16 protein-coding genes are annotated in these 15,155 nt (G+C 72.4%); 7 read left to right on the plus strand and 9 right to left on the minus strand.

Going from position 1 to position 15,155, the window contains the following annotated elements; translation table 11 throughout:
- A partial coding sequence (locus VNF07_07550) for a hypothetical protein (GenBank protein ID HVB06079.1) occupies positions 1 to 712 on the plus strand: 712 nt, incomplete at its 5' end.
- A 107-nt stretch (positions 713 to 819) separates the two neighbouring features.
- Here the strand turns inward: VNF07_07550 and VNF07_07555 are convergent.
- The 3 genes from VNF07_07555 to VNF07_07565 form a co-directional block, all read right to left on the minus strand.
- Positions 820 to 1,809: a hypothetical protein gene (locus tag VNF07_07555; protein HVB06080.1), complete on the minus strand. Its 990-nt coding sequence runs from the start codon at positions 1,807 to 1,809 to the stop codon at positions 820 to 822.
- 157 nt (positions 1,810 to 1,966) lie between these two features.
- Positions 1,967 to 2,428: a MarR family winged helix-turn-helix transcriptional regulator gene (locus tag VNF07_07560; protein HVB06081.1), complete on the minus strand. Its 462-nt coding sequence runs from the start codon at positions 2,426 to 2,428 to the stop codon at positions 1,967 to 1,969.
- Positions 2,429 to 2,524: 96 nt separating this feature from the next.
- A complete protein-coding gene (locus VNF07_07565) occupies positions 2,525 to 4,105 on the minus strand; it encodes an LCP family protein (GenBank protein HVB06082.1) in 1,581 nt (526 codons plus the stop codon).
- A gap of 169 nt (positions 4,106 to 4,274) precedes the next feature.
- On the opposite strand from VNF07_07565, the gene VNF07_07570 reads away from it, so the two are divergent.
- Both VNF07_07570 and VNF07_07575 read left to right on the plus strand, forming a co-directional pair.
- Positions 4,275 to 5,051 (plus strand): SDR family oxidoreductase, encoded by a 777-nt coding sequence (locus tag VNF07_07570; GenBank protein ID HVB06083.1) that lies wholly within the window; start codon positions 4,275 to 4,277, stop codon positions 5,049 to 5,051.
- Between the two features lie 124 nt (positions 5,052 to 5,175).
- Positions 5,176 to 6,042 carry a hypothetical protein gene (locus VNF07_07575; protein ID HVB06084.1) on the plus strand — a complete coding sequence of 289 codons (867 nt, stop codon included), beginning with the start codon at positions 5,176 to 5,178 and terminating at the stop codon, positions 6,040 to 6,042.
- 7 nt (positions 6,043 to 6,049) lie between these two features.
- Here the strand turns inward: VNF07_07575 and VNF07_07580 are convergent, their stop codons facing one another.
- Positions 6,050 to 6,826 carry a CHAP domain-containing protein gene (locus VNF07_07580; protein HVB06085.1) on the minus strand — a complete coding sequence of 259 codons (777 nt, stop codon included), beginning with the start codon at positions 6,824 to 6,826 and terminating at the stop codon, positions 6,050 to 6,052.
- 447 nt (positions 6,827 to 7,273) lie between these two features.
- On the opposite strand from VNF07_07580, the gene proS reads away from it, so the two are divergent.
- A complete protein-coding gene (gene proS / locus VNF07_07585; protein HVB06086.1) occupies positions 7,274 to 8,716 on the plus strand; it encodes a proline--tRNA ligase in 1,443 nt (480 codons plus the stop codon).
- A 59-nt stretch (positions 8,717 to 8,775) separates the two neighbouring features.
- Here the strand turns inward: proS and VNF07_07590 are convergent, their stop codons facing one another.
- Together VNF07_07590 and VNF07_07595 are read right to left on the minus strand one after the other, a co-directional pair.
- Positions 8,776 to 9,786 carry an aspartate-semialdehyde dehydrogenase gene (locus tag VNF07_07590; GenBank protein HVB06087.1) on the minus strand — a complete coding sequence of 337 codons (1,011 nt, stop codon included), beginning with the start codon at positions 9,784 to 9,786 and terminating at the stop codon, positions 8,776 to 8,778.
- A 40-nt stretch (positions 9,787 to 9,826) separates the two neighbouring features.
- Positions 9,827 to 11,044, minus strand: a complete 1,218-nt coding sequence (locus tag VNF07_07595; protein ID HVB06088.1) for an aspartate kinase — start codon at positions 11,042 to 11,044, stop codon at positions 9,827 to 9,829.
- 41 nt (positions 11,045 to 11,085) lie between these two features.
- Here VNF07_07595 and VNF07_07600 point away from each other — a divergent pair, with 41 nt between their 5' ends.
- Both VNF07_07600 and VNF07_07605 read left to right on the plus strand, forming a co-directional pair.
- A complete protein-coding gene (locus VNF07_07600) occupies positions 11,086 to 11,910 on the plus strand; it encodes a peptidylprolyl isomerase (GenBank protein ID HVB06089.1) in 825 nt (274 codons plus the stop codon).
- A gap of 49 nt (positions 11,911 to 11,959) precedes the next feature.
- Positions 11,960 to 12,514, plus strand: coding sequence for a peptidylprolyl isomerase (locus VNF07_07605; GenBank protein ID HVB06090.1), 555 nt, complete (start codon positions 11,960 to 11,962; stop codon positions 12,512 to 12,514).
- 92 nt (positions 12,515 to 12,606) lie between these two features.
- Here the strand turns inward: VNF07_07605 and VNF07_07610 are convergent, their stop codons facing one another.
- From VNF07_07610 to VNF07_07620, 3 genes are read right to left on the minus strand one after another with little or no spacing between them, the layout of a single operon-like run.
- Complete coding sequence (locus VNF07_07610) at positions 12,607 to 13,293, minus strand: Type 1 glutamine amidotransferase-like domain-containing protein (GenBank protein ID HVB06091.1); 687 nt, start codon at positions 13,291 to 13,293, stop codon at positions 12,607 to 12,609.
- 37 nt (positions 13,294 to 13,330) lie between these two features.
- The gene (locus tag VNF07_07615; protein HVB06092.1) at positions 13,331 to 13,837 is read right to left on the minus strand and encodes a phosphoglycerate mutase family protein; all 507 of its coding nucleotides are present in this window, start codon (positions 13,835 to 13,837) and stop codon (positions 13,331 to 13,333) included.
- On the minus strand, positions 13,834 to 14,604 hold the full coding sequence (locus VNF07_07620) for a VIT1/CCC1 transporter family protein (GenBank protein ID HVB06093.1): 771 nt from the start codon (positions 14,602 to 14,604) through the stop codon (positions 13,834 to 13,836). Before VNF07_07620 ends, VNF07_07615 begins: the two co-directional genes overlap by 4 nt.
- 79 nt (positions 14,605 to 14,683) lie before the next feature.
- Here VNF07_07620 and VNF07_07625 point away from each other — a divergent pair, with 79 nt between their 5' ends.
- Positions 14,684 to 15,025, plus strand: a complete 342-nt coding sequence (locus VNF07_07625; GenBank protein HVB06094.1) for a hypothetical protein — start codon at positions 14,684 to 14,686, stop codon at positions 15,023 to 15,025.
- The last annotated feature ends 130 nt before the right edge of the window (positions 15,026 to 15,155 follow it).

A 15,155-nucleotide genomic window follows, 5' to 3' on the forward strand; every position in this document is an offset into this window, starting at 1 on the left:
CCTCACCGCGCCGGGGCTGCGCCAGCGCGACCCGCACCCGACGCTCGAGGTCGACGACCAGCCGTGGGGCTTCACCTACGGGAGCCTGCGCAACATCTCCGACGACCAGACCTTCGTGCGCGTCTATCAGTTCTTCATGCCCGCACAGAGCCACCTCGGCGGGATGATCAACGGCGGGACGGGTGCCCCCTCCAGCCACCCGCAGATCGGTGGCCACGTCTGGGTCCCGATCGACGACGAGAACACCTGGGTCTACAACCGGAGCTACCACCTGAACGAGGGCGACCCCTACGACCCGGTGGAGTGGCCGGACACCGGCGAGCGTCCCGGCGAGGGTTACAAGCGGATTCCCGGCACGTACTGGCTGATCCGCAACAAGTCGAACGACTACATGATCGACCGGCAGATGCAGCGGGTGAAGAACTTCAGCGGCATCGAGGGCGTGAACACCCAGGACTTCGCTCTGCAGTCCGCCCTCGGCGGCGGCTACATCGTCGACCGCTCCCAGGAGGCCCTCGGCTCCTCCGACAACGCCATCCAGGCGGCGCGGCGGCTCCTCCTCGAGGCGATCGACGACGTCGAGGCCGGACGCTCGCCGCGCGGCAGCGACCCCGCGAGCCACAACGTGCAGCACGCGGCGGAGGCGATCATCCCCCGCGGCGCGCCGTGGCGGGACCTCACCAAGGACCTCGTCCTCTCGAACTGGGTCTGAGCACGCCGCCCGCTCGCGCGGGCCGAGAACGTGGAACGGGGGGCGCCGCTGGCGCCCCCCGTTCCCTTGGTCCCGCTCCCCCGTGAGCGAGGTCTCGTTCGGGTGCCTCAGGCTTCGGCCCAGGCGAATGCCGCGCCGACCGGTGAGGCGTAGATCGGGATGTAGTCGACGATCACCGAGGGCCGCCCCTCGACGGCCGCCGCGGCCGCGATCCAGTTGCAGCTCTCGCGCGTCCCTCCCTGGGGGCCGCCCGGTGTCGGCAGGCCGGTGACGCCCCGCCGCACGGTGGTCGAGTCCTGGCTCGGGTCGTCGTCCGCGACCTGGTAGGCGTCGAAGTGCGCCGCCCAGGCCTTGATGTCGCCGGACTCGAGGTAGCCGAGGCCGACGCGGTCGAACTCCTCGTCGAGGTGGGAGCCCTTCTGCCCCGGCGTGTGCCAGAGGCCGCCCGAGCCGACGATCACGACGCGCAGGTCCTCGGGGTAGGCGTCGATCACCTCGCGGACGGCCTTGCCGATCTCGTAGCAGCGCATCGCCGTCAGCTGCGGCGCGTAGTACGCGTTCAGCAGCACCGGGACCGTCGGGATGTCGTAGTTCGTGAGCGACTCGAGGGGGCGCATGATCGCGTGGCACATCCCCTTCTCGGGCTTGGGGACCTCCATCATGAACGCCGGGTCAAAGCCGCGGTCGAGGAGGCCGGTGAGCAGCGAGGTGCCGAGGGCGACGTGGCCGGGGACGCGCTTCTGCTCGGGCGGCGTGCCGCCGCCGCCCATGAACATCGCGTCGCCCGAGGAGACCCGCCCGGAGAACTCGGCGCCGACGTAGACGGCGATCGCCGGGTGGTTGTTGAAGTCGAAGATCTCCTCCTGGTCGTCGCCGAACAGAATGATCACGTCGGGGCGCAGCTCGGCGAGCTTGTCGCGCAGTACCGAGAAGCCCTCCTGCACGCGCGCCGCCTTCGCGTGGTTCACCTCGTCCGAGTCGACGGGGACGTCGTCACGGTAGGGAGGTCGGTTCGACTTCACGACGTCCCAGCGCTCCACCGGCATGTAGCAGAAGGGCGAGTGCGCGGTGTTGATGACTCCGACGAGCTGTGCCACTGGGGCCTCCTCCGGCGACGCAGGCCGCCTCATCTCCAAGGCAGCGGCGTGACCGCCGTCACCCCCCGGGCCCGAGCGGGTATTCCTCGAGCCCCACAGATTTACTCCGTGTACGGATCAATGTACTCCCGCCGGGCACCAACTGTCAACGGCGCGATCACTCCTCCGCGCCGCCGGCCTCGCCTTCTGCGCCGTCCATCGCCTCGATGAGGGCGACGAACTTGGTGAGCAGCCGCAGGAACTCGACGCGCTCGGTCTCGTCGAGCGTGCCGAGCAGGGCCTCGTTCATCTCGCGGCCCCGCGCCATCAGCGCGACCAGCAGGGAGCGCCCCTCCGGGCTCAGCCGCAACAGGTTCCGTCGCTGGTCCTCGGGGTCCCGCCGGCGCTCGAGATAGCCGCGGCGCACCATGCGGTCGACCACGTCGGCGACCGTCGAGCGGTCGAGCGAGGCCGAGCGGCCGATCGTCCGCTGGTCCGCCTCGTCGGTCTCGGCGAGCGCGAAGAGCACCGCGAACTGCGGCGAGGTCACCTCCTCGGAGACGAGCTTGCCCCAGAGGCGGTTGTGGACCTGCTGCGCGCGGCGGACCAGCCGGCCGACGTGGGGAAGTGGTGGGCTCATCGTCCTCTGCGCCCCGCCCGACCGGCGGCCTCCCGCGGAGTGCGCAGGGACACTACCCGGGAGCGACCGCGGGGGCGCTCCCGACGCGGCGCCGGCTCACGGCTTCGCGCAGGCGCGCGGGTCGAAGGGCGGGATCGAGGTGGTCGCCTTAGTCGGGGCCGCGAGCGGCGAGAGGGTCGCCGCGGCCGCCGTCGCCTGCAGCACCGTGCTGGCCGAGGCGGTGTGCACCGGGGTGTCGACCGAGACGTCCGAGCCGACGGCGACGGCCACGTCGCTCCCCGTGATCTTCGGGTCGCTCGCGAGCACGACCGCGCCGGTGAGACTGCGCAGCACCCGCTGCGCCTCGGCGAGGTGTCCGGGACGATAGCGGACGGTCGTCTCGGCGATGGGGCCGACGGAGGGGACCGCGCTCCCGGCGCTCACCTTGTAGCCGAGCGAGGTGAGGCCGGCGGCGACGGTCGTGGCGGCGGCAGGCGAGTTGTCCGCGTCGACCACCGAGACGGTGATCCTCGAGGAAATGAGCGAGGCGCTGGCGGGGGTGCCGCCCATGAACTGGTCGATCGCCTGCTGGTCCTGCGGCTCGGTCGGGAAGACGACGTCCCCGTAGTTGAAGCCCTTGTAGATGTAGCTCTGGGTGTCCTCGACCACCGGCAGGGTGAACTGTGCGGCCCTGCTCGCGCTCGAGTGGTAGGTGAGGGCGAGGTGCAGCATCTCGCCGGTGCTGAAGCCGGAGTCGACCGTGAGGTTGGGGGCGATCGCACCGAGCAGCTGGCTGTCGGTGACCGGGTTGCCGACCCCGCGCGCGGCCAGCTCCTGGCCGAGGACCTTCAAGAAGATGTGGTCGCGCTCGATGCGGCCGATGTCCCCCGACGGGTCGTAGCCGCGCCAGGTGCGGGTCTTCGGGTCGTAGTGGTAGTAGACGTGGCGGGCGCGCACGAGGGCGAGCGCCTCCGCCCCGCTGATGTGCAGGCAGCCGCTGCGGCTGATGTAGAGGCCCGAGTCGTTGTCCTTGAGCGAGGTCGGGAAGTACATCGTGATCCCGTGCAGGACGTCCACGATGTTCGTGAAGGTCTGGAAGTTCAGCACCACGAAGTGGTTGATCGGGATCCCGAAGTCCTCCTCGATCGCCTGGATGAGCTGGTTGGGGCCGTTGTACAAGGCGGCGTCGATGCGGTTGGAGAGGTCACCGGCGCGGGCGTCGGGGACGAAGGTGTCGCGCGGGATCGACAGCAGCGTCGGCGCCCGTCCGGGCACGAGGCGGAGGATCATCACCACGTCGCTGTTGTTGCCGTTCACCCCGGCCGCGCACTCCTTCACCCAGGCCTCGAAGTTCTTCGCCGGCTTCACGAGGCAGCGGTCGGTCGAGCCGACGAGCAGGATGTTCTCGACGTTGCCCTTCGAGGCCTGGACGTGGATGTTGCTCAGGTGCCCGACGCGGTGGAGCTGCAGGTCGAGGTAGATCCCGCTGCCGGCGACGACGGCGACGACGAGGAGCACGAGGCCGATCCCGCCGCGCACGAGGCGGCGGCGCCGCTTGCTGCGCTGGGCCTTCGTCACCCGGCGCCGCGCGCGGAAGGCGCCGAGGCGGGACTGCGGAGCAGCACCCTCGGTGACGGGCGGGCCGGTCGTCGTGGCGGGCTCGCCCGCCTGCGGGCCGGGGCCCCCGATGTCGCTCACGCGCCCGAGATCCCTCGCCCGGCCCGCGGGCCCGCGCAGGCCTTGCACCTCGTCGCCAGCACGGTCGGCGACGGTAGTGGCTGGGTCCGCGGGAATCCGGGCGCCTCGTCGTCGCAGAAGCCGGCTGCTGCCGCACCGTTTAGATTCACTCCGAGGAGAGGAGGCCCACGTGGCCGCACGGGATCTTGAGGGCAAGGTGATGTTCGTCACCGGCGCCGGTCGCGGCATCGGCCGCGGCATCGCCGAGGTCGCCGCCGAATCGGGGATGGACGTCGCGATCAACGCCCTCACCCCGCGCTACGTCGAGGAACTCGCCCGCCACCTCGGCAAAGAGACGGGGCGCAAGGTGCTCCCGATCATCGGCGACGTCACCACCACCGGCGGCGCCGGTGCCGCGGTCAGCGCCGTCCTCGAGCAGTTCGGCAGGCTCGACGTCCTCGTCAACAACCTCGGCGACGCGATCGGCAAGCCCCTCGTCACCCTCCCCGACGGCACCGAGGGGATGACCGACGAGGAGGTGCAGCGCGTCATCGACCTCAACCTCTCCGCCTCGATCTACTGCACGCGCGCCGCGGGCCCCCACCTGCTCGGCCGACGCTCCGGCAAGGTCGTGAACATCTCCTCCTTCGCTGCGCTGCGCGGCGGTGCCAACCGCGTCATCTACTCCACCGGCAAGGCCGCGCTCACGGGCTTCACGCGCTCCCTCGCCCTCGAGTGGGCCCCTTACAACGTGCAGGTGAACGCCGTCGCGCCGGGCTCGTTCCCGGACCCGATCACCTCCGGCGACCGCTACGAGCAGAACCGCGCCCGCATCGCCGGGGAGGTCCCGGCCGGCCGCGCCGGCGAGGTGCGCGAGGTCGGCCACCTCGTCGTCTACCTGGCGAGCGAGGCCGCGGACTACCTCACCGGCCAGACGATCCACATCGACGGGGGTTCGACCCTCTGAGCGACCGTCCCGGCCTCCCCGCCGCCTCGCCCGAGGCCATCACGCCCGATCCCCCCTCGCCCGGTCCCACCGGCGTTTCCCTCGGGGCGCCCACGCTCCCCGACGACCACGACCAGGAGTAGCCATGGCCGCCAGGTACTACGTCACGACCTCCGCGCTCGGCGTCGAGCGCACGTCCGAAGGCGACGTCGAGTGGGCGCTTCCCGACGCCGGCGCACCGCTCGCCGCGGAGACGACCTTCGGTGAGCGCCTCGTGCTGCGTTCCGCCGACGCCCTGCTCGACGTCCTCGAGGAGGCCGTCTACGTCGCCGAGCCGCTCGGAGAGGCGGTCGAGGAGCTCCCCGGCAGCCTCGTCGTCACCTCGGCCCGCCTCCTCCAGCAGACCGGTTGGGCGCCGCGCAGCGCCGCCGAGTTCGCCCTCGACTGTGCCGGGCACGTCCTCGGTGAGGCCGGGGACCTCGAGCTCCCGACGGGCTTCACGCTCGCGGCCGCGATCGAGGACGCGCGCAACTACCTCTCTCGCTCCTCGGGCGACACCGGACGGATCGGGCGGCTGGCGAGGCTCGCCGCGGCGCGGCGGCTGCGCAAGGAGGGCGAGCGCATCGGTGACCTCGCCCTCGCCGCGCTGCAGGCGGACCTCGCGGAGGAGCTGGACGCGACGAGCGACCGGGCCTGGACCCTTCTCACCGCGACTGGCGATGCCGTGCTCGCGGCGGTGGAGACCCTCCGCTACCTCGCCTCCCCCGGCTACATCGCGGCACGCGAGGAGAACGCCGAGCACGCGGAGGCGGCGGAGCCGGGGATCGAGCCGACCCTCCTGCAGACGCCCTTCGGGCCGGTGATGCTCGGCGCCGAACACCAGTCGCCCTACCTCTCGGCCGGAGCGCTCGCCCGCGACGCCGCCTTCCGCGCCCGCGAGGCCGCCGGCGAGGCGTCCTCCGCCGAGCGCGAGTGGCAGGTCGGGCGCCTCGAGCAGGCGCTCGGCGCCTGAGCGACCCTCAGCCGCGGCGGGCGAAGCTCGCGAGGACGATGCTCGGCCGCGCCACGAAGGGGTTGGCGACGGCGCCGCTCGGGTGCCAGCCGTGCCGCTCCGCGAGGCGCACCGCCGCCGAGACCGGCGCGGGCACGACCAGCCACTCGGCGTAGGGGTAGCTGTACTCGGTGCCGCCCCCCTCGCTCGGGTCGACGAGGCGCCACGAGCTGAGCTCGAGGGTGCGGACGTAGTCGGTGGAGCCGACGTTCTCCTGGGCGATGCGGACCGTCCCGTCCCCGGTGCGGCGGTCGACCGAGGCGCCGATCACCACCGCCACGTGACCGTCCCCGGAGAACGAGGAGGAGTAGGAGAAGCTGAGGACGTCGCCGGTCCTCGGCGCGTTCCCGACCGCGGCGCGCGAGCCGTCACGGACGAGCCGGGTCGCGGGGTAGGCGGCGTGGTAGTTCTCGGCGACCTGCGCGCCGTTGGCCTTCACCGCCCCGAGGCCGTCGACGACGGCGAGGTAGCGGTCGGCGAGCTCGACGCACTGGAAGCCCGGCGTCGCGTTGTAGTAAGTGCCGCGTTCCCCGAAGGGCCCGGGGATGTTCACGTAGCCGCCGACGCCGCCGTAGGCGGGCCCGGGGCCGCAGATCGGGATCGCCGGGCTCGAGTCCAACCAGCCGGCGAAGGTGCCGCCGTTGGCGGTGCAGTAGCGCGGCGAGGTGGGCAGCACGACCGACGCCGACGCGGCGCCCGCCGACCACATCGGGAAGAGGAAGGAAGCGGCCGCAGGGACGGCCACCGCAACGGCGAGTCGACTCCAATGGCGAGCGGGTACGCGCGACATGGCCCCCAATTTCTGTTTGGCATCCCGCGAGCGCCGTTGCTCCAGCAGGAATGGCGGATGACCGGGGAGATGGTACGGAGGCACCCCTTGCCAAGGCAAGGGGGAGCACCGGCGGAGCTCGCCCGCGGGCCTGCCGGCGGCGGCGCGGCCCACAGCTCCACCGGTCGCACCTCCGCCGTCCGCGCACCACTCTCCGTGGTGGATCCCGCTACGCAGGCGGGTGGAACCCCGCGCGTGCGCCACATCAGCAACTTCTGCAACAAGGCGCGCGCCATCCGCAACGCGCGGTTGCGCGCCCTCCCCCGAGCGCCGCCGGCGCCGCGAAAAAAATCTCCTCAGAGGCCGGAAATCGCCGCTTTCACGAGGGCGAGCGGGTGCCCGCGCGCGTGCTAGGCACAGCGGATGGCGCGAACGAACGACAAGGGCATCACCCCCCAGAGCGAGGATTTCTCCGCCTGGTACAACGAGCTCGTGCTCCGCGCGGAGCTCGCCGACCGCGGGCCGGTGCGGGGGACGATGGTCATCCGACCCTACGGCTACCGCATCTGGGAGCTCCTCCAGGGCGAGCTGGACCAGCGCATCAAGGCGACCGGCCACGAGAACGCCTACTTCCCGATCTTCATCCCCGAGGGGCACCTGAAGCGCGAGGCCCAGCACGTCGAGGGCTTCGCCCCCGAGCTCGCCGTCGTGACCCACGCCGGCGGCCACAAGCTCGAGGAGCCGCTCGTCGTGCGGCCGACCTCTGAGACGGTGATCGGCGAGATGTTCGCCCGCTGGATCAGCTCCTACCGCGACCTCCCGGTGCTCATGAACCAGTGGGCGAACGTCGTCCGCTGGGAGCTCCGGCCGCGGTTGTTCCTCCGGACCACCGAGTTCCTCTGGCAGGAGGGGCACACCGCGCACGCCACCGCGGAGGAGGCGGTCGCCGAGATGATGACCGCCGCGGGCTTCTACCGCGAGGTCGCCGAGGAGCTCGCGGCGATGCCGGTGATCGTCGGTGACAAGCCCGAGAGCGAGCGCTTCGCCGGCGCCGACCGGACGGTCTCGCTCGAGGCGATGATGCGCGACGGGCGGGCGCTGCAGGCTGGGACCTCGCACTACCTCGGGACGAACTTCTCGCGCGCCTTCGACATCACCTTCGCCACCGCCGAGGGCGGCCTCGCGCACTGCTTCACGACCTCGTGGGGGATGAGCACCCGCATGATCGGCGGCATCGTGATGGCGCACGGCGACGACCGCGGCCTCATCCTCCCGCCGCGCCTCGCCCCCCACCAGGTGGTCATCGTGCCGATCGGCCGCGACGACGACCTCGCCGCGGTGCTCGACGCAGCGCGCGCCCTCGCCTGGGAGCTGCGCCAGGTGGGGGTGCGGGCCCACATCGACGACCGCCCGCAGCTCTCCCCGGGCTTCAAGTTCAACGAGTGGGAGCTGCGCGGGGCGCCGCTGCGCGTCGAGCTCGGCCCCCGCGACCTCGCCGCCGGCCAGGTCACTGTGGCCGACCGCCTCACCGGCGAGAAGGACGCGCTCGCGATCGGCTCGGCGGCGGGCGCCCTCCTCGAGCGCCTCGAGGACTTCCAGCGCGAGCTGTTCGCCCGCGCGCTCGCCTTCCGCGCCGAGCACACCGCCGACGCCGACACCTTCGAGGAGCTCGTCGCGCAGGTGGCGGAGGGCTTCGCCCTCGCCCGCCACTGCGGCCAGCCGGACTGCGAGGCGCGCATCAAGGAGGCGACGTCGGCGACCCCGCGCTGCATCCCCCTCGACGGTCCCGACGACGAGGGCGACTGCGTCGCCTGTGACCGCGCCGCCGCCTACGGCCGGCGGGTCGTCTTCGCTCGCGCCTACTGACGGGCGCGCCCGTCGCCTCCGGGGGGCCCGACCGAGCGGGCCCGCCGCCGCTCAGCGCCTCAGAGCGCCTCGGCGATCTGGATCGCGTTCAGCGCGGCGCCCTTTCGGAGGTTGTCCCCGCAGACGAACAGCGCGAGGCCGTGCGCGACCGTCTCGTCGGCGCGGATGCGGCCGACGATCGAGGCGTCGCGGCCGGCCGCCTGCAAGGGGGTCGGCATCTCGGAGAGCTCGACACCGGGGGCGCGCTCGAGGAGGGCCGTCGCCCGCTCCGGGCTGAGCGGCCCGGCGAAGCGGACGTGCAGCGCGAGCGAGTGGCCGGTGAAGACGGGGACCCGCACGCAGATGCAGTCGACGGGGAGCGCGGGGAGGCCGAGGATCTTGCGGCTCTCGTTCCGCCACTTCTGTTCCTCGTCGGTCTCCCCCGTGCCGTCGCCGACGAGGCTGCCAGCGAGGGGCAGGACGTTGAAGGCGATCGGCGCGGGAAAGGCCTTCGGCGCCGGGAACTCGAGGGCCTCCCCGTCGAAGGTGAGGCGGGAGGCGCCCGCCGCCGTCGCCTGCAGCTGGGTGTCGAGCTCGGCGACGCCGGCGAGGCCGGCGCCCGAGACGGCCTGGTAGGTGGCGACGTGCACGCCGGCGAGCGTCGCCTCGTCGTGCAGCGGCTTCAGCACCGGCATCGCGACCATCGTCGTGCAGTTCGGGTTGGCGACGATCCCCTTCGGGATCGCCGCGAGCAGCGCACCGTTCACCTCGGGGACGACGAGCGGAACCTCGGGGTCCATGCGCCACGCCGAGGAGTTGTCGATGACGACGGCGCCAGCGGCCGCGACCCTCGGCGCGAGCTCGAGCGAGGCGGCCTTCCCGCAGGAGAAGAGGGCCACGTCGAGCCCCGAGTACTGCGCCGCGCTCGCGTCCTCGACGGCGAGCTCCTCGCCCTTGAACTCGAGGCGCCTGCCGACCGAACGGGCCGAGGCGAAGAGGCGGAGTGAGTCGACCGGGAAGTCGCGCTCCTCGAGGATGCTGCGCATGACACCACCGACCTGGCCGGTGGCTCCGAAGATGCCGACGTGCATCTTCCGAGGGTAGCGGAGGCGCGGCGGGGCGCTCCCCCGCTCAGGCCGCTCCGAGCTGGAAGGCGTCGTGCAGCACCTGCACGGCGCGGTCCGCGGCGGACGCCTCGACGATGCAGGAGATGCGGATCGGCGAGGTGGAGATCATCAAGATGTTGATCTCCGCGGCGGCGAGGGACTCGAACATCTGCGCGGTCACCCCGGGATGGGTCTTCATCCCCGCGCCGACCACGCTCACCTGGGCGACGTTCTCGTCGACGAGCACCTCGCCAGCGCCGAGCTCGGGAGCGAGCTTCCTCGTCACCCCGGTCGCCGCGGCGAGCTCGTTGCGGGGGATGGTGAAGGAGATGTCGGTCGTCCCGTCGTGCGAGGTGTTCTGCACGATCATGTCGACGTTCACCATCTCTTCGGCGAGACCGCGAAAGAGCGCGGCGGCCACCCCCGGCCGGTCCGTGACGCCGGTGACGGTGAGCTTCACCTCCGAGGTGTCGCTCGTCACAGCGGAGACGATCGGCTGTTCCATGTCGGGGTCCTCCTCGGTCACCCACGTACCCGGCTCCCAGGTGAAGCTGGAACGGACGTGGAGCGGCACGTGATGGTTGCGGGCGAACTCGACGGAGCGCAGCGCGAGCACGCGCCCCCCCGTGCCGGCGATCTCCAGCATCTCCTCGAAGGAGATACGGGCGAGGCGGCGGGCGTCGGGGACGATGCGGGGGTCCGAGCTGAAGACCCCCGAGACGTCGGTGTAGATCTCGCAGCGGTCGGCGCCGAGGGCGGCGGCGAGGGCCACGGCCGTGGTGTCCGAGCCACCGCGGCCGAGCGTGGTCACGTCGAGCGCCTCGGAGACCCCCTGGAAGCCGGCGACCACCGGCACGACCCCCTTGGCGAGCGCCTCGCGAAGGCGCGTCGGGCGGATCTCCAAGATGCGCGCCTTGGTGTGGGTGGTGTCGGTGATGATCCCCGCCTGGCTGCCGGTGTAGGAGGCCGAGGCCACGCCGAGCTCGGCGAGCGCCATGCAGACGAGGGACATCGAGATCCGCTCGCCGGCGGTGAGCAGCATGTCGAGCTCCCGCCCGGGCTGCACCTGGCTGACGTCGTCGGCGAGACGGAGGAGGTCGTCGGTGGTCTTGCCCATCGCGGAGACGACGACCACCACCTGGTCGCCAGTGCGCAGCGTGCGCGCGACGTGGTCGGCGACGGCGCGGATCCGCTCCGCGTCCGCGACCGAGGTGCCACCGAACTTCTGGACAGCGAGCGCCACGGCGCCAACGTACCTGGCAGGACCGGCTACCTTCGCGTCCCGTGCCGAGCGAGAAGCGGGCGCGCCAACGGGCGCTTCGGAATCAGAAGAACGCGGTCGTGGAACGGCGACGTCGCCAACGACGCGTGCTGCGCCGCGGCGGGACCTTCGCCGTCGTCGCCGGCGTCGTCATCGCCCTCGTCTTCCTCCTCTCACAGCACTCGCCGCCGAAGAAGGCGGCGACGAGCACGACGACCACCACCACCACGGCGACGACGATCGCCCCGACCTCGACGACGACCGCCGTCGCGGCGGTCGCGCCCACCTGCCCCCCGGCGGCGGGGAGCAGCAAGCGGGTCACCGCCTTCACCAAGGCGCCCGCGCTCTGCATCTCGCCGACGGCGGTCTTCGACGCCACCGTGAAGACCGACCTCGGCAGCTTCGTGATCACGATGCAGGCCGCGAAGTCGCTGCTCGCGGTGAACAACTTCGTCTTCCTCTCCCGCTACCGCTTCTACGACTCGACGATCTTCCACCGGGTGATCCCCGGCTTCGTCGTGCAAGGTGGCGACCCGACCGGCACCGGTACCGGCGGCCCCGGCTACCAGTTCACGGGCAACACGCCGCCCGCAAAGTGCCAGCCGAACTGCTACCCGCTCGGCTCGGTGGCGCTCGCCAACAGCTCCTCCAGCCCGAAGACCGACGGCAGCCAGTTCTTCGTCACCGTCGGCGCCTCGGGGGTGCAGCTGCCGCCGGAGTACACGCTGCTCGGCCAGGTGACGAGCGGCATGGCGGTCGTGGACAAGATCGCGAAGGACGGCACCTCGGGCGGCACGCCGACGGTGACCCACCGGATCGTCTCGGTGACGGTCCGCCAGCTCTCCTAGGAACGACCCCGCCGGGCGCCCGGCGCGACCCGAAAGGCAAGGTGCAGCGATGGCCCCCGAATGCCCCCCGGCTGACGGCTCCGCCCCGAAGACCCAGCAGTTCGACGGCCCGCCGCCGATGTGCATCGACCCGGCGAAGCGCTACACCGCGGTGATGCAGACCTCCAAGGGCTCGATCACCTTCGCCCTCGACGCGGCGACGGCGCCGCAGACGGTGAACAGCTTCGTCTTCCTCTCCCGGTACCACTACTACGACGGCGTCGTCTTCCACCGCATCATCCCGGGCTTCGTCGTGCAGGGCGGCGACCCGACGGGGCGCGGCACCGGCGGCCCCGGCTACCGCTTCGACGACGAGCTCCCCAAGGCGGGCCGCTACGAGATCGGCTCGCTCGCGATGGCCAACGCCGGGCCGAACACCAACGGCAGCCAGTTCTTCATCATCTGCGGGCCCTCGGGGGCCCAGCTGCCGCCCGCCTACGCGCTCTTCGGCAAGGCGGTGAACGGCCTCGACGTGATCGCCGCCCTCGAGGCCGCGGGCACCGCCTCGGGCAAGCCGAGCGAGCAGGTGCTCATCGAGTCGGTGACGATCTCCGAGGACGACTGAGACCGCCGCACCCCGAACCCCGAGCACCCCCGGCAGCCACAACCCCGCGGCACCCACGATCCGCGGCACCCCGGGCGACGCGGCGCCGGCAGCTACTCGACGGGCTTGCCCGCCAGGCTCTCGAGGCCGCTCGGGACGCCGTCGACGTAGATCTCGATGCTCGCCCCGCTGCTCCGCCAGGAGCCGTCCGGCTCGCGCACGACGGCGCTCCCGCCGCCGAGGGCGGCGAGCGCGCAGCCCGCGGGGGCCAAGGACAGCGTGCGGCGGAGCTGGGGGGTGAGCTCGCCGCTCGCGTGCGGCACGACCGCGACGTTGCGCACCAGCCCGAGGCCGACGGTGAAGGCCCCGCCGCGGGGGTCGACCATCGGATCGGTGAGCGCCATCGCGCCCGCCGAGGAGCCGGCGACGACGGCGCCGTTGCGCCACGCGCCGACGAGGGCGTCGAGGACAAGCGAGTCCTTCAGCACCGAGCGGAGATGGAGCGGAGAGCCGCCCGCGAGGTAGAGGAAGCGGGCGCCCGCGACCATCTCGGCGAGCGCGCGGTCCTCGGCGTCGGGGCGGGAGAGGACCATGCAGGGCCGGACCCGCCCGCCGAGAGCGGCGAACCAGCCTTCGGCTCGCTCGACGGCGAGGCCCGGGCGCTCGTAGGCGGCGGCGGTCGGGAGCACGAGGACCTCGCCGTCGGCCGCCGCGAGGAGCTCGCTGTCGAGCTCGGGAGAGCCCTGGAACTCGTCGCCGCCGACGAGGGCGAGCGTGCCGCGGCGCTGGCTGTCGGTCACGGGCGGGAGGTTAACAACCGCGGCGCGGGCCCTCCTCTCAGCGCGAGCCGCCCTTCGGGCCGACGAAGCGGAGGTGGGAGGGCTCGCCCGCGGCCGACAGCGCCACCTCCACGGTCATCGCCTTGGGAAGGCGCACCTTGCCCTCGACGGGGAGGCCGCGCCGGAGGATGTCCTCGAGGATCGCGCCGAGGACATCCCCGTGCGAGCAGGCGGCGACGGGCGCCGACGCGCTCGCTCCGCTCGCGAGCAGCACCTCGAGGGCCTTGTGCGGATCGGCCCCCTCGACGAGCGCCTCCACCTCCTCGAGCGCGAGATGCCGGGCCGTGGCGAGCGGCTCGAAGGTGCCGACGCAGCGCACCGCCGGCGAGCTCAGCAGACGGACGAAAGCGACCCCGCCGAGGCGTTCGGCGATGCGCGCCGACTGCTCACGACCCCTCGGCGAGAGCGGCCGCTCGAGGTCGTCGTCACCGCTGAAGCGGGTGCGGTCGCCGGCGTCTGCGTGGCGGACGAGGTAGAGCGCGGCGCAGGCGTCCGCCGTCGTCATGCGGTCGAGACGCCGATCGCGGTGCCGATCGCGTAGGTCGCCCCGCCCGCCACCGCGCAGATCGCGAGCGAGCGCAGCGCGGAGAGCACGAGCGGCCGCTCGGTGACGAGCGAGAGGACCGAGCCGGTGGCGAGGGCACCGACGGCGGTGAGGGCGATGGCGACGAGCAGCGCCCCGCTGCCGCCGTTGCCGGTGAGGAAGGGCAGGAGCGGCAGCAGCGCGCCGAAGGCGAAGCTCGCGAAGGAGGCGGTCGCGGCCTGCACCGGCGAGCCGAGGTTCTGCGGATCGATGCCGAGCTCCTCACGGGTGTGGGTCGACAGCGCGTTCTCCGGGTCAGCCATCACGTCGCCCGCCGCCTGCTGCGCCGTCTCGGCGCTCATCCCCCGTCCCTGGTAGATCTGCTGCAGTTCGTGCTCCTCGGCCGCGGGGTGGATCTCGAGCTCGCGGCGCTCCACCTCGATCTCGCGCTCGAAGGCCTCCCGCTGGGCGCGCATCGAGACGTACTCGCCGGCGGCCATCGAGAAGGAGCCGCCGAGCAGGCCGGCGATGCCGGCGAGCCGGATGAACGAGCCCCCCGGGTGCGCGCCCGAGGTGCCGAGGACGAGCGAAACGTTGGAGACGAGGCCGTCGCTCACGCCGAAGATCGCGGCGCGCAGCCCCCCGCCGCGGAGCTCGCGGTGATCGGCGTGGTGGCCCCCGGCGCCGTGCTGCTCGGGGCGGCCACCGAGCAGGCGCTCGACCAGGGCATGTCGCGCTGAGCGGGCCACGCGCCCGACACTAGCGGTGGTCGCCGAGGCGCTCTCCGCATCGCGGGCGCGGGGCGCAGTCCTCCGTAGCATGGAGGACATGGCATCGGTGATCGTGGTGAAGGTGGAGCGTTGGCCCGACGGTGTGGACCACACCGACCCGGCCAACGCGAAGCGCTCCACCGTCCTCGCCCACGCCGAGATCAAGAACGACGGCTCCGGCGACCGCGAGTCGGGGAACTACGAGGTCACGGTGTTCGACCCCGCCCCCTACTACGCGTTGCGCGGCGACACGCTGCACGGCGAGGTGAGGGCCTTCCCCCGCCGCCAGTTGGGCGTCTGGGACCTCGTCCACCGCGCCCTCGGCGCGGTGCTCGGGACACGCGACGCGCACCCCGAGAAGGACTGGCGCACCGCCCCCTTCGACGCCGTCGAGCACTGAGAAGCACTGAAAAGCGCTGGTCTTCCCCGCGCCGTCGAGCTGTTCCCGAGGAATTCGCCGCGCGGTCATGCGCAGTTCACCCGCCTCCCCACGTTGCGTCATCGGGGCCCGTGACGATCGGACGAGATGC

It is taken from the genome of Acidimicrobiales bacterium, assembly GCA_035533595.1.
Lineage (GTDB): Bacteria > Actinomycetota > Acidimicrobiia > Acidimicrobiales > Bog-793 > DATLTN01.

Coding starts and splice junctions, on each gene's coding strand:
- VNF07_07625 (HVB06094.1), top strand. CDS start 14,684: ATGGCATCGGTGATCGTGGTGAAGGTGGAGCGTTGGCCCGACGGTGTG.
- proS (HVB06086.1), top strand. CDS start 7,274: ATGGCGCGAACGAACGACAAGGGCATCACCCCCCAGAGCGAGGATTTC.
- VNF07_07615 (HVB06092.1), bottom strand. CDS start 13,837: ATGACGACGGCGGACGCCTGCGCCGCGCTCTACCTCGTCCGCCACGCA.
- VNF07_07605 (HVB06090.1), top strand. CDS start 11,960: ATGGCCCCCGAATGCCCCCCGGCTGACGGCTCCGCCCCGAAGACCCAG.
- VNF07_07560 (HVB06081.1), bottom strand. CDS start 2,428: ATGAGCCCACCACTTCCCCACGTCGGCCGGCTGGTCCGCCGCGCGCAG.
- VNF07_07575 (HVB06084.1), top strand. CDS start 5,176: ATGGCCGCCAGGTACTACGTCACGACCTCCGCGCTCGGCGTCGAGCGC.
- VNF07_07590 (HVB06087.1), bottom strand. CDS start 9,786: ATGCACGTCGGCATCTTCGGAGCCACCGGCCAGGTCGGTGGTGTCATG.